Genomic DNA, 13,929 nt, shown 5'->3' with positions numbered 1-13,929 from the left:
TAAATGGCGATTTTCAAAACTACCAAATCGGATTTCTACAGTGGGAGAACATCGGAAGTACAGCACTATCTGCACGAGAAAATTACCTGCGTTGGACTCCCCGAACTTAGCGAAACTACCAATAAGGCCATTGCCCTTTTGGGGTACGCCTGTGATGAAGGTGTACAAAGAAATCAAGGGCGGATCGGTGCTAAAAAAGGGCCCAACGCTATTCGTAGACAATTGGGTAAACTCCCAAATCACCTGAGTAGGGACACCTCGCTCTTAGACCTGGGAACGATTATCTGTGACGATGCGGATTTAGAAGGCGCGCAAGGACTTCTGTCCAAAAAAATAATATCAATCTTAGAACAAAATACATTTCCTATTATCCTAGGTGGCGGACATGATATAGCCTACGGAACTTTCAACGGTATTAAGAATTATTTGAAGAGTTCTAAAACAATAGGCATTATTAATTTTGACGCCCATTTTGATTTACGTTCATCGGAAAATGGCACCAATTCGGGAACCCCATTCTATCAAATTGCACAGGACTGCAAGAACACTGAAAATCCTTTTCATTACTTATGTCTGGGTATCAGGGAAGATGCGAACGACCGTAAATTGTTTCGGACAGCAAAGGAGCTCGATGTAAAGTATATTCTACGGGATACGTTCAGAATTCAGTTTCATACAGAGATAAATGCGTGGATCAATGCCTTTATACAAAATGTAGATGCGGTTTACGTGACCATAGACCTTGACGGATTTTCATCTGCTTACGCGCCTGGAGTAAGTGCCCCTTCTCCTATGGGATTTACGCCAGACGTAGTATTGGAGTCTTTAAAAACCATCATAAGTTCCGGTAAATTATGTGCTTTGGACGTTGCTGAATTAAATCCCGAATTTGATGTGGACAACCAAACTGCAAAGTTAGCTGCATCACTTATCCATGCTGTTATTGGTACCGTAAATTAGGGCACCATTTACTTCAAACAAAAAAAGCCTCCCTTTATGGAAAGCCTTTCATTGGTTAAAATCGATAACAAATCGATTAACACTAGTTGCTCCAAACGTTATCTGAAGCACAACACAACAAAGCAAAGATACTAAAGCTTTTCAACAATTTAGAACTGGGATTTTTTTTTCTTATCGACGAAATAAACGTATTCCTCTGTAAAACGAGCTACGGGGGTTTGTATCGTTATCGACTAAACGTCGGTTATATCGGCAATACACTATCCCTGTTACGCTTATCGATAAACTGTGCGGGTGGTCGTGATGCCTTTAAAAACCTATAATGCTGACGTAAATTTGGTAGTCCCAAAGAAAACCAAACCGATGAACTACCGACACCTGCACGTTAAATTATATCTCTTACTCTTCATAGTTATCCTCTTCGGCTCCTGTCAAAAAGACGAAATACTTTACAATGAGGAAATTGAAGTAATCCTTGATGAAACTATAGATGAAGTCTCTAAAAATGATTTGGATACAAAGCCTGCGGACCTAGATGCCCACCTTAATTGGATCTATGAAATGCAGGAAACTTCAGGGTTATTGGAAAGTGCCGAGAACACAGATTTTGTATCACTTTACGATAATGCGCTGGCAGCCATTCTATTCATTCAGCAAGGCAATCCGGAAAGAGCAGAAAAAATACTCGATTTTTACAATTCTAAAAAGCAAACGGAACTTATAACCAATGGCGGTTTTTATCAATCCAGGAATAGCTCTGGGGAAGAGGGAGAAAGAATATGGATGGGCGATAACGCCTGGCTATTGATTGCCTTGAACCATTATGAAGCAACCTATCAATCTAATAAATACGAATCCCTATCCAATGCTTTGGACAATTGGCTCCGTTCCATGCAAAATGAAGATGGGAGCATAAAAGGAGGTATCAATAGCGACGGTAGTATAATTCCTAAGGTAACCGAGGGCATTCTAATGGCCTTTAACGCAGTTAAGGGGTACGACGATTTCCATAAAGGAATTTTAAATTTTCTACATAAGAATAGATGGGATAATACGCTTGGAGTTTTGACCTCTTGGCCAGAGAATCCGCAATACAAATATGCCATGGATCTTCATCCTCTTGGCAATGGTGTTTTTCAAGATATGCCCGATGATGTACTTTTTCAGGCAAACAGGTATCTTAACAGTCAGAACGTAACGGTGACCGGCGAAGAAATTACGGGGTATTGTTTTGATGATGATAAGGATGTAATCTGGTTAGAAGGAACCGCACAAATGGCGGTTGCTTTTGCTAGTATTGGAAGGTTTGACAAATCCGAAACGCTCATAGAAACCTTAGAAAAAACATTGCTCAACAGTACTACGGTTGAAAATGCGCAGGGCATACCTTATGCATCAAATCATGGAACATCTTACGGAAATAGCATGTTATGGGACCATGCGGACATTGCCCCGGCATTGTCCTCTACCATCTGGTATTCCTTTGCTAAATTAGGTTTTAATCCGCTACATCTGGGAAGAAAATATGACATCCCTGACGGAGATATGTTTTGGATTGCAAACAACTAGCACAAATTTTAAAAATATTTTAACGGACAAGGCCATCTGTTTGAGGTAATTTTAAAATTAAAAATGAAAACTACAGTGTCTTTTTGGGTTGTACTCACCAGTTTTTTATTAGTGACCTTAGTAATTATGGTGGCTATGAACTTGCCCTTTAATTGGATTTTTTATGTGACTGTTGTAGGTCAGGGCTTACTTATTGCCATGGTCTATAGCATATTGATCGATGATTATAAAACTGCGAAAACTTTTGACGATTTTTATGAGGACCATCCTATTGGCAAACGTTCTACTTAATCAGAAAAAGATAACGCTTTTGAATTTTTCTTATTGGAGGTGCCCATGCCCAATTCCGGTATGACCAACAACGGAATACGGGTATGAAATGCAACCCTTTTCACTACAGGCTCTCTGGTTAAGCGTTCCATATAACTATGCGGGTAATGCAACATGGCCAAAAGATGAATGTCCAGTTCTTGCGCGAATAACTCTAGCGTTTCCGAGACCGAGTTACATTCAGAAACCGTATGCACGTAATGCGCTACTTCTCCCAAATACTTTCGCAACATACCTAAATTAAAGCGTTGCAATTCCGTTAGCGCCTTAATTTTATGCTGCACATGAACAATACGCACGGCTGCCCCGAACGAAATCGCCAAATCTATTACAGGTTTTAGTTCGGAAATTGTATAAAAACGATTAAAATCCGTCGCAAATGAAATTTCGGACGGTTTTATGAACTCATAGTTTTGGGGGATTGCTAAAACAGGACAATTTTTAACAGCCTTAATTATTCTCACGGTATTACTACCCATAAAAACCTCTTCCAGGCCACTAGCACCTTTAGTTCCCACCAAAACCAAATCTATGCCATGGTCGGCGACAATTTCAACAATTTCATCTACTAACAAACTAAAGGAAGAGATGGTCTTAAAAGTGTGCTTGTCATTTGGATATTGCCTTGCTATTGCAGAAAGGACATTTTTTAATCCCATTTCTGAAGTGCTGTGCGCAGAATTTGCCAAATCCCCCCCTTCTAAAGAAGCGGCCATAAATCTGCTACTAGAAATAGCCGGCGTATAGGTGTTAAGCAAATAGAACGTGCACTCATCATCTTGTAAAAGCTTTAAGGCGTATTGTATAGCCTTCCATGCGTTGCTAGAAAAGTCTGTCGGAATTAAAATATGCTTCATCTAAAATTGGTATTGTATACCGTAAAAGTAGCCGTGTTCAACCCTTAGAACTATGATAAATGTCAGGTTTTGTATAAGACGATTAAAATCCGTCGACCAAATTTTGAAGCGCTTTTTGTTCTAAAATGCCAATTTTTTTTCCAGACACCTTAATGAACCCTTTCTTTTTGAATTCGGAAATGATTCTGATGCAAGACTCCGTGGCCGTACCTACTACATTGGATATATCTTCTCTGGAAAGTGTCAACTTTAGGAAACCCTCCTCATCTTCACCAAAATTGTTCTTTAGATAAAGAAAGGCCTCTCCAATGCGTTGCTTTACCGTTTTTTGAGACATGTTTACGATAACATCATCGGCCTCTTTTAAATCATGTGCCATATGACGCAGTACTTCTAAGGTGAAGTTAGGATTGGTATGTAGTGTATTTACGATTCCCTCTTTGGGTATAAAGCAAACCTCCATATCGCTAACCGCTACTGCACTTAAGTTAACGGACTCCTCTGCTACCACCGATCGCTGACCAATAACTTCGCCTTTACTGGCCAATTTTACAATCTGGTCTTTCCCGTTGGCACTAAGTTTTGATAATTTAGAAATTCCGGCTCTTACGCAATATACGCCATCTAGCTTTTCTCCTTCTTCAAAAATAGCTTCTCCCTTCTTTATGGTTTTGCTCACTTTAGAATCGGATACTCGTTTCAATTCCTCCTTGTTCATAGCGCGCAAAGCATTGAATTTTCGTACAATACAATTTTCACATCTACTTTCCATACGTTACTCATTTAACCTAACGTTACAAAGGTACTTCTCACAAGTTAGTCAAAACCTGACATATGTCATGTTTTAAAGTGCCCACAAACAGGAACTTTGTTCAAGGTATAAGCAAAGTAATTATGGATAAGCAAAGTTGTTATCATTGCGGTGACGATTGTGAACAGGTTTCAGTAACGTATGATGAAAAGAATTTTTGTTGCACGGGATGCAAGACGGTATACGAGATTTTTGCTTCTAACGATTTGTCCTATTATTATGATTTACAAGAAAGTGCTGGGGCTAGTCCTATCGAAGTTGAAGGAAAATATGATTTTCTCGATACTCCTACTATTGTTGAAAGATTAACGGACTTTAACGATAGTGATTTACAAATCGTAAATCTCTACATACCACACATCCATTGCAGCTCCTGTATATGGGTCTTGGAAAATCTGAACAAGCTAAACCCCTTAATTAATAGCTCACAAGTAGATTTTCCGAAAAAAACAGTACGCATACATTATAACCCTACCCAAATTTCTTTAAAAGAAGTGGTGCTGCTATTGGCTAAGATAGGCTATGAACCAACTATTTCTTTAGATGATTTTGATAACAAGAAAAAGGTAACGGATCGCAGTCTCACCTATAAATTAGGTGTTGCCGGCTTTGCTTTTGGTAATGTGATGTTCCTGTCGTTTCCGGACTATTTTGATCTGTCCTCGAGCGCCTCTACTGGCGGTGAGTTTTGGCTTAATGAGTATGAAATTTTGTTCCGTTGGCTCATGTTCGCTTTTTCCTTACCCGTAGTAGGCTACGCAGGAAAAGACTACTTTACATCTGCTTTTAAAGGGCTTCTTTCGGGCATATTAAATATAGATGTACCTATTGCGCTTGGCATTTTAGTCCTTTTTTTACGTAGCACCTTCGAGATTGCATTTAATTTGGGAAGTGGTTTTTTTGATTCACTTACCGGATTGGTTTTCTTTCTTTTATTAGGTAAATTTTTTCAGCAAAAAACCTATTCCTTTTTGTCCTTTGAGCGCGATTACAAATCCTATTTCCCGATAGCCGTAACAAAGATAAATCCCTCGGGCAAGGAAGAATCTACCCAAGTTCATGATATTGAACCGGGTAACAGGTTATTAATAAGGAACGAGGAATTGATTCCTGCAGATGGCATACTCCTTAAAGGGAATGCGATGATAGATTACAGTTTTGTCACCGGAGAATCGGAACCGCAACAAAAGCAATCTGGCGATAAACTTTTTGCTGGCGGAAAGCAGGTAAACGGGGTTATTGAAATGGAAGCCATAAAGTCGGTTTCTCAAAGTTATCTTACCCAGCTGTGGAGCAATGCTATTTTTAAGACCGATAAATCTAGTAGGTTTCAAACCTTAACGGATAGTATTGGGAAAAGATTTACGGTTACCGTATTATCCATTGCAGTCTTGGCCTCTTGTTTTTGGCTGTATTATGAACCTTCAAAGGCAATGAATGTTTTGACCGCAGTGCTCATCATTGCTTGCCCCTGCGCCATAGCATTAGCAGCACCATTTACCTTGGGCAATATGCTTCGGATTTTTGGTCGAAAAAAATTCTATCTAAAAGACACCCTGACCATTGAGCAACTTGCACAAATTGACACCGCAATTTTTGATAAAACAGGTACCATAACCAGCACAAAAACAAGTACAGCGACCTACGAGGGCATGCCCTTAAACCATGAAGAAGCATCACTTCTAAAGAATACCCTACGTGCTTCTAACCATCCTTTGAGTAGAACCTTATATAATTTATTGGCAGAACAGGATATATATCCGTTGGACGACTACGACGAGTATTTAGGCAAAGGTTTAATGGCGCGTAAGGGAGAAAACCGTATGAAAATAGGTTCTGCCGATTTTGTAGGCAATACTGATGTCAAAGGGCTTCTGGACACCGCTGTTCATGTCGCCAATAATGACAGTTATAAAGGTAGGTACATCTTTCATAATCAGTATAGGGAAGGTATAAGCGAAACCTTCAAAGCCATGTCCGAAAATTTGAGATTGGCCATTCTTTCCGGAGATAATGAAGGAGAAAAAACTAGACTGGAAAAACTCCTCCCAAAATTGACACCACTTTATTTTAACCAAAAACCTGAAGATAAGCTCAAGTTTATTAAATCCTTACAAGAACAAGGACAAAAGGTGTTGATGGTTGGAGACGGACTTAATGATGCTGGTGCTTTGGCGCAAGCCCAAGTAGGTATTGCGATTTCAGAGAATACAAACGTATTTTCTCCTGCGTGCGACGGAATTATGGATGCCATAAAATTTAAAGAACTACACCAGTACATACAAGCCTCAAAAAAGGCCCTAAAAATTATAAGACTCAGTTTTCTACTCTCGCTACTCTACAATAGTATAGGGCTGTATTTTGCCGTAACTGGTCAGTTAGAGCCTGTGATTGCGGCGATTTTAATGCCTTTGAGTTCTATTAGCGTCGTGGTTTTCGCTACCGTAACAACCAATCTTTTAGGAAGAAAATTAAAATAATAAAAACCTGACAAATGTCATATTTATTCATTGCTAGTCCATTTAGTTTTACATCAGAATTCAGGTAGGTATGAGTGTAATTTATGTGTTATTGGCCATCAGCATCAGTGTCGCTGTACTTTTTTTCATGGCTTTCATTTTTTCGGTAAAAAGTGGTCAGTATGACGATGCCTACACGCCATCGGTACGTATGCTGTTTGAAGATGAACTAGTAAAATCACAGGTTGGCGAACTACCGCCCGATATGGATATAAAAACAGAACAAAATAACTAATCAACTATGGAAGTACAACAGTTTTATTACGATAACAAAATCGTAAAAAAGTTCATCTATGCTACAATGCTTTGGGGTATTGTAGGAATGTCCGTTGGCCTTTTACTGGCCTTTATGTTTATGTTTCCCAACATTACCGACGGTATATCTTGGCTAAGTTTTGGTCGTCTAAGACCTTTACACACCAATGCCGTCATTTTCGCGTTTGTAGGGAATGCCATTTTCGCCGGGGTGTACTACTCCACACAACGCTTATTGAAAGCTAGAATGTTCAGTGATTTTCTAAGCAACTTCAATTTTTGGGGTTGGCAATTAATTATCGTTGCCGCGGCGATAACCCTTCCATTAGGCTATACGACCTCTAAAGAGTATGCAGAACTAGAATGGCCCATTGATATTGCCATTGCCTTGGTTTGGGTAGCTTTTGGAGCAAATCTCATAGGCACAATGATCAAAAGAAGACAGCGCCATCTATATGTCGCTATTTGGTTCTATTTGGCCACATTCGTTACCGTTGCAGTACTCCATATTTTCAATAGTCTAGAGCTTCCCGTAAGCGCGTTAAAAAGCTACTCGGTATATGCCGGCGTTCAAGATGCATTGGTACAATGGTGGTACGGACATAATGCCGTAGCGTTCTTTTTAACCACACCGTTCTTAGGTTTAATGTACTATTTTGTGCCTAAAGCCGCCAACAGACCGGTATACTCTTACAAATTATCCATTGTTCACTTCTGGTCCTTAATATTTATTTACATCTGGGCAGGACCGCACCATTTGTTGTATTCTTCTTTACCGGATTGGGCACAGAATTTGGGAGTCGCTTTCTCCATCATGTTAATAGCACCTTCTTGGGGAGGTATGATCAATGGGCTACTTACCTTACGAGGAGCTTGGGACAAGGTACGTACGGACGCTACTTTAAAATTTATGGTTGTGGCCATTACCGGCTATGGTATGGCAACTTTTGAAGGGCCTATGTTGTCCTTGAAAAACGTAAACGCTATTGCCCATTTCAGTGATTGGATTATTGCCCATGTGCATGTTGGAGCCTTAGCTTGGAACGGGTTTATGACCTTTGGAATGATCTACTGGCTGGTTCCCAAAATGTTCAAAACAAGACTTGCCTCAACAGGTTTGGCAAATTTCCACTTTTGGGTCGGTACCCTTGGTATTATATTATATGCACTTCCCATGTACGTAGCCGGATTTACACAGGCACTCATGTGGAAAGACTTTAATCCTGATGGCACGTTGGTCTATGGTAATTTCTTGGAAACCGTAAATGAAATTATGCCCATGTACTGGATGCGTGCCATTGGTGGCAGCATGTATATTATTGGTGCATTGGTCATGGTATATAATATTGTAATGACCATAAGGTCAGGAAAAACCGTGGAGGATGAGTTAGCGGAGGCTGCGCCTTTGACTAGGGTATCCAAAAGAAGAACAGCCGGAGAAACCTTTCACACTTGGTTAGAGCGTAAACCTATACAACTAACGATTTTGGCTACAGTAGCCATTCTTATAGGAGGTATCATCCAAATTGTACCAACCATCCTAGTGAAATCGAACATTCCGACCATCACCAGTGTAACGCCCTACACCCCATTAGAGTTGGTAGGCAGGGACCTCTATATTAGAGAAGGTTGTGTGGGTTGCCACTCTCAAATGGTACGGCCGTTCCGTAGTGAAGTAGAACGTTATGGAGAATACGCCAAAGCAGGAGAATTTGTTTATGACCATCCATTTCTATGGGGTAGTAAACGTACTGGCCCGGATTTACTTAGGGTCGGAGGCAAATATTCCGATAACTGGCACTTAAACCATATGTATGATCCGCAAAGTACCTCATCGGGCTCCATAATGCCCTCCTACTCGTGGCTCGTACGAAACGAACATGACCGTAATAATGTAGCGAAAAAAATGGAAGCAATGGTCGCTTTGGGCGTTCCCTACACAGATGAGGATATTGCCAATGCGCAACAGCATATGAACGAACAAGCAACTCAAATTGAAAAGAACTTGTACACCGATCCCGATTTTGCCAAAAGTTATGAGGCGGACAAAAAATCGGCCGCTGAAAATGGCGAGCAATTTGTGGAAATGCGCGATAGGGAAATCGTGGCCATGATTGCCTACCTGCAACGCTTGGGGACAGATATTAAAATAAAAGAAACCAACGAGTTACTGTCAGAAAACAATTAAACAACGTAATGGACCAAGGATTTAAGATGTTAGATAAAACGCAGAATTTATGTTACATCTCAAATCCAATGTCAAAACTTTAAACAAGATACCGTTATGCTAAAATTTGTAAAAGGATATATGGAAAGTATTGATGGGATAGCCACCTACCCCATGTTATCGCTCTTAATTTTCTTCATTTTTTTTGTCGTGCTTTTCGCTTGGGTGTTTACCGCATCAAAGGAGTACATAAAAGAAGTTAGTGAATTGCCATTGGACCAAAAGAACCAACAGAACATAGAGTTATGAAATGAGGCTTGGCACTTTAGGACCTTTCTGTTTTACGATGCCTCTTTTCGTTACAACTAAAAACTTTAAAACAAATACAGATGAAAAATATGTCACCTTGGTGGATTAGAATTCCACTTCTCTTCTTTACCATTTTTGGATTGATGGAGTATTTTATAGATTCCGGTGAGCAACCCGCCTTCATAGCTTTTCCTATGGCAGCCGCCTTCTTGGTTTTTATATTAGTGCTATTGATCGCCATAGAGCTTATTCTTGCATCTATAGAGAACGTTGTGTTCCAAACCTTATCGGATGAGGCTAAAGAGAAATATCTAGCGGCATCATCCAAAAGATGGGAATGGACTTGGGGCAAAAAGACCTACAAGAAGTTGTTAGGGTCAAAACCTATTGAAGCAGAAGGAGAAATAATTCTTGACCATAACTATGACGGCATACGCGAGTTGGATAACAAACTACCGCCTTGGTGGGTGTACATGTTCTATGCTACCATCATTTTTGGGGTTATCTATTTGGCGCGCTTCCATGTATTCAATGGCTATGACCAAGATTTAGAATATGAACAGGAGGTGGCTGCAGCACAATTAGCGATTGAAGAGTACAAGAGAACCGCTAAAGACCTTGTGGATGTAAATACCGTTGAACTCTTAACTGATGCTTCTGATATAAACGCCGGAAAGACCATATTTCAGAACAATTGTGTAGCCTGTCATATGGATGATGGTGGCGGTGGTATTGGCCCTAATCTCACTGATCAGAACTGGATTCTTGGTGGTGGCATCAAAAATGTGTTCAACACCATATCCGAAGGAGGTAGAGATGGTAAAGGAATGGTGGCATGGAAACAGATTTTAAAGCCTGCGGAAATGGCGCAGGTATCTAGCTATATTCTCACAGAAATTAACGGAACCACACCTGCCAATCCAAAAGCACCGGAAGGAGATATTTGGGTAGAAAATCCATAAATTTTTTACGAGAAGACACCATTAGGCTTTTCAAAAAGCTGTGTAATCGTAGTTTAATGCAATTTAGGTAATGGCACAAGGTCAAGAAAATTTTAGGGACTCCATCGGAACTATAAACGAGGAGGGAAAACGTGCTTGGATTTTCCCTAAAAAACCTAGTGGTAAATTCTATACCTATCGCAAATATGTTAGTTATGTGCTATTGATTTTTCTTTTGGCGGCCCCATTCGTGAAAATCAATGGTAACCAGTTTCTAATGTTCAATGTACTGGAAAGGCGTTTCAATATATTCGGTTTTCCATTTTGGCCGCAAGATTTTCACCTGTTTGTAATTTCCATGATCATCGGTGTTATTTTCATTGCGCTATTCACGGTTGCCTTTGGCCGTATTTTTTGTGGGTGGATGTGTCCACAGACCATTTTCATGGAAATGGTGTTCCGTAGGATTGAATATTGGATAGATGGAGACCGCGGCGCCCAAATAAAATTGGACAGACAACCCTGGAATGCAGAAAAAATAAAAAAAAGAACCCTTAAAGGACTGATCTTCTTTATCATTTCCTTCCTCATTGCAAACGTATTTTTGGCCTATTTAATTGGGAGTGACAAGCTCATGAGCTACATCACTGATGGCCCTTTTAAGCATTGGAGCACACTTATCTCCTTATTGATTTTTACCGCAGTGTTCTATTTCGTTTTCGCATGGTTTAGAGAACAAGTCTGCATCATCGCCTGCCCTTACGGAAGGATGCAGGGCGTTTTATTGGATAATAAATCTATAGTCGTCGCTTACGACCATAAAAGGGGCGAAGCAGAAAAAGGGCGAAAAAAATGGCGGAAAAACGAAGATAGGGAGGCATTAGGTCACGGCGACTGTATTGACTGTTTTCAATGTGTCAATGTTTGTCCTACAGGGATAGATATTAGAAATGGAACACAGTTAGAATGTGTAAACTGTACCGCCTGTATTGACGAGTGCGACACTATCATGGAAAAAGTAAACCTTCCAAAAGGCCTGATCAGGTATGCAAGTGAAGATGAAATCACCAAAAAGGAGAAGTTTAAATTTTCGCCCAGACTTAAAGGATATACCGCTGTTCTATTCATATTGATAGGCGTTCTGGCAGGAATGCTGTTTCTCCGGAATGATTTAGAAGCCAATATATTACGCTTGCCAGGACAATTGTACGAGCACAAAGAAGGAGATATTATTAGTAATGTATACACTTACAAACTAATGAACAAGACTACAGAGGCGGTCCCCGATGTTAATTTTAGGCTCCTTTCACATGAAGGACTTGTAAAAGTGGTACGCACCAAAAACTTTGTAGTACCTGCTCAGGATCTAGCAGAGGGCACTCTCTTTATAGAAATTGATAATGCCGCGGTTAAAAGCGATAAGGAAAAAGTTAAGGTAGGCGTTTACAGCGGTGATAAGTTGATTGAAACCACACTATGCGCCTTTATGGCACCAAGGAGTTACAAATAAATAAAATAATATTATGAAAATAAATTGGGGAACCGGAGTAGTATTGGCCTTTATTGGTTTTATCTCGTTCATACTTTTTTTCGTTTTTAAAATGAATATGGACAACAGATCTAACCATGATTTGGTCACAGAAGATTATTACAAGGATGCATTGAATCATCAAACTGAAATAAATGCGCAAGTAAATGCGAATAATGCCGATAAAATCTTAATCGAAAAAACAGCGGAAGGCTTACTTCTGATATTTCCGGAAACCATAGATCTAAAGGAACTAGAAGGAACAGTGTCCCTATACAGACCATCTAATAAACAATTGGATTTTGACTTACCCATAAGTTTATCCAATACACATTTGCTCATACCTGACAAACGTTTGTTAGATGGTCGCTGGGACATTAAAATAAATTGGAAAATCAATGAAGATTCCTATTTGCAAAAAGAAAGAATAACCTATTAATAGATGCTCTTAACAGCCATTTTATTGGGTTTTATGGGAAGTCTGCACTGTATTGGAATGTGTGGACCCATCGCTTTTATGCTTCCTGTGGAAAGAAATAACCCGATAAAGAAGTTTGGTCAAATCTTACTTTATCATACCGGAAGACTACTTGCATATGGGTTAATTGGCCTCCTGTTCGGGCTTTTAGGAAAAGGCCTTTATGTTTTTGGCTTACAACAGAAATTGTCTATTGGCATTGGCGTTCTAATGATTGTCCTAGTACTGATACCTACAAGAACATTGACCAACTATAATCTTTCTAAACCGGTTTATAGATGGATATCAAAAGTGAAAACAAGATTAGGCAAAGAACTGCAAAAGAAGACCGCGGACACTTTTTTAACCATAGGCATCCTAAACGGTTTTCTTCCCTGCGGGTTGGTGTACATGGCAGTGTTCGGAGCAGTAGCCATGGGAGATATCGCCAAAGGAAGTGTATTCATGATCCTATTCGGAATGGGTACCATACCTTTAATGACTACAGCCATATATTTTAGCAGTTTTTTAAAAGGTGGAGTAAAAAAACGTGTTCAAAAACTCATTCCGGTTTTTATTATCGCCATGGGAATCCTATTTATTCTGAGAGGACTGGGACTGGGTATTCCTTATGTTTCCCCAGAACCTGTGTCAGCACTAGTTTCTTCTCAAATAGAATGTCATCCTTAAACTAGGTCATGAGCGTATTACCTAATGATATTGTTTTACGTCCAAGATTTCAATTGGAACTATCCCATCCTAAGGACAACGTACTTTCCAATTTTGAGCAATCTAAAAAGCCACCGTTTTTGGTAAAACGTGTAGATGAGCATCTATTTATAAAATTCAACCAAGAACAGCATCATTTTTGGTCACCTCAGCTACATCTAGAAATTGATGAAATAGATGAAAACAACTGTAAACTCTACGGGGTATTTGGTCCCAATCCCACACTTTGGACCTTCTTTATGTTTTTGCATTTTGCAGTAGCAACCGTATTTGTCATTTTGGCGATATGGGCTTATTCTAGTGCCGCTTTGAATAAACCATATGACTTACAAATAGGATTAATGGTCTTTATGGTCTTTTTATGGTTTGTACTCTATGTACTGGGTAGGATGGGTAAACGGAAAGGGAAACCTCAAATGCAGGAATTATATGGGTTTATGATGAAAGTTCTTTCTAAAATTTAAAAAAACAGTAAACTTCTTATTTTTATATTAAAA

General features: G+C 39.6%; 14 protein-coding genes. 12 read left to right on the top strand and 2 right to left on the bottom strand.

The window, feature by feature from the left end:
- The first annotated feature begins 3 nt into the window (after window positions 1–3).
- The 3 genes from hutG (at window position 4) to BFP77_RS11040 (ending at window position 2,820) form a co-directional block, all read left to right on the top strand.
- A complete protein-coding gene (gene hutG, locus BFP77_RS11050) occupies window positions 4–960 on the top strand; it encodes a formimidoylglutamase (RefSeq protein ID WP_099574087.1) in 957 nt (318 codons plus the stop codon).
- 363 nt (window positions 961–1,323) lie between these two features.
- Complete coding sequence (locus BFP77_RS11045; protein WP_099574217.1) at window positions 1,324–2,529, top strand: hypothetical protein; 1,206 nt, start codon at window positions 1,324–1,326, stop codon at window positions 2,527–2,529.
- A 63-nt stretch (window positions 2,530–2,592) separates the two neighbouring features.
- Window positions 2,593–2,820, top strand: a complete 228-nt coding sequence (locus BFP77_RS11040) for a hypothetical protein (RefSeq protein WP_099574086.1) — start codon at window positions 2,593–2,595, stop codon at window positions 2,818–2,820.
- Here the strand turns inward: BFP77_RS11040 and BFP77_RS11035 are convergent.
- Both BFP77_RS11035 and BFP77_RS11030 read right to left on the bottom strand, forming a co-directional pair.
- Window positions 2,817–3,716, bottom strand: a complete 900-nt coding sequence (locus BFP77_RS11035) for a universal stress protein (RefSeq protein ID WP_099574085.1) — start codon at window positions 3,714–3,716, stop codon at window positions 2,817–2,819. The genes BFP77_RS11040 and BFP77_RS11035 overlap by 4 nt on opposite strands.
- An 82-nt stretch (window positions 3,717–3,798) precedes the next feature.
- Window positions 3,799–4,488, bottom strand: a complete 690-nt coding sequence (locus BFP77_RS11030) for a Crp/Fnr family transcriptional regulator (protein WP_257212943.1) — start codon at window positions 4,486–4,488, stop codon at window positions 3,799–3,801.
- Between the two features lie 122 nt (window positions 4,489–4,610).
- Here BFP77_RS11030 and BFP77_RS11025 point away from each other — a divergent pair, with 122 nt between their 5' ends.
- From BFP77_RS11025 to BFP77_RS10985, 9 genes are all read left to right on the top strand, one after another.
- Window positions 4,611–7,007: a heavy metal translocating P-type ATPase gene (locus BFP77_RS11025; RefSeq protein ID WP_099574084.1), complete on the top strand. Its 2,397-nt coding sequence runs from the start codon at window positions 4,611–4,613 to the stop codon at window positions 7,005–7,007.
- A 70-nt stretch (window positions 7,008–7,077) separates the two neighbouring features.
- Window positions 7,078–7,281 carry a cbb3-type cytochrome oxidase assembly protein CcoS gene (gene ccoS, locus BFP77_RS11020; RefSeq protein ID WP_099574083.1) on the top strand — a complete coding sequence of 68 codons (204 nt, stop codon included), beginning with the start codon at window positions 7,078–7,080 and terminating at the stop codon, window positions 7,279–7,281.
- Window positions 7,282–7,287: 6 nt separating this feature from the next.
- Entirely contained in the window at window positions 7,288–9,489 is a 2,202-nt protein-coding gene (ccoN, locus tag BFP77_RS11015; protein ID WP_099574082.1) for a cytochrome-c oxidase, cbb3-type subunit I, read from the top strand.
- A 96-nt stretch (window positions 9,490–9,585) separates the two neighbouring features.
- The gene (locus BFP77_RS11010) at window positions 9,586–9,777 is read left to right on the top strand and encodes a CcoQ/FixQ family Cbb3-type cytochrome c oxidase assembly chaperone (RefSeq protein WP_099574081.1); all 192 of its coding nucleotides are present in this window, start codon (window positions 9,586–9,588) and stop codon (window positions 9,775–9,777) included.
- Window positions 9,778–9,857: 80 nt separating this feature from the next.
- A complete protein-coding gene (locus tag BFP77_RS11005) occupies window positions 9,858–10,739 on the top strand; it encodes a cbb3-type cytochrome c oxidase N-terminal domain-containing protein (RefSeq protein WP_099574080.1) in 882 nt (293 codons plus the stop codon).
- Between the two features lie 70 nt (window positions 10,740–10,809).
- On the top strand, window positions 10,810–12,228 hold the full coding sequence (gene ccoG, locus BFP77_RS11000) for a cytochrome c oxidase accessory protein CcoG (protein WP_099574079.1): 1,419 nt from the start codon (window positions 10,810–10,812) through the stop codon (window positions 12,226–12,228).
- Between the two features lie 13 nt (window positions 12,229–12,241).
- Window positions 12,242–12,685: a FixH family protein gene (locus tag BFP77_RS10995; protein ID WP_099574078.1), complete on the top strand. Its 444-nt coding sequence runs from the start codon at window positions 12,242–12,244 to the stop codon at window positions 12,683–12,685.
- Window positions 12,686–12,688: 3 nt separating this feature from the next.
- Window positions 12,689–13,393, top strand: coding sequence for a sulfite exporter TauE/SafE family protein (locus BFP77_RS10990; protein ID WP_099574077.1), 705 nt, complete (start codon window positions 12,689–12,691; stop codon window positions 13,391–13,393).
- 8 nt (window positions 13,394–13,401) lie between these two features.
- A complete protein-coding gene (locus BFP77_RS10985; RefSeq protein ID WP_099574076.1) occupies window positions 13,402–13,896 on the top strand; it encodes a GTP-binding protein in 495 nt (164 codons plus the stop codon).
- Window positions 13,897–13,929: the final 33 nt, after the last annotated feature.

Source organism: Maribacter sp. 4U21 (genome assembly GCF_002742365.1).
Classification (GTDB): domain Bacteria; phylum Bacteroidota; class Bacteroidia; order Flavobacteriales; family Flavobacteriaceae; genus Maribacter.
The sequence above is the reverse complement of the archived record's forward strand: the minus strand, read 5'-3'. Positions and strand labels throughout refer to the sequence as shown.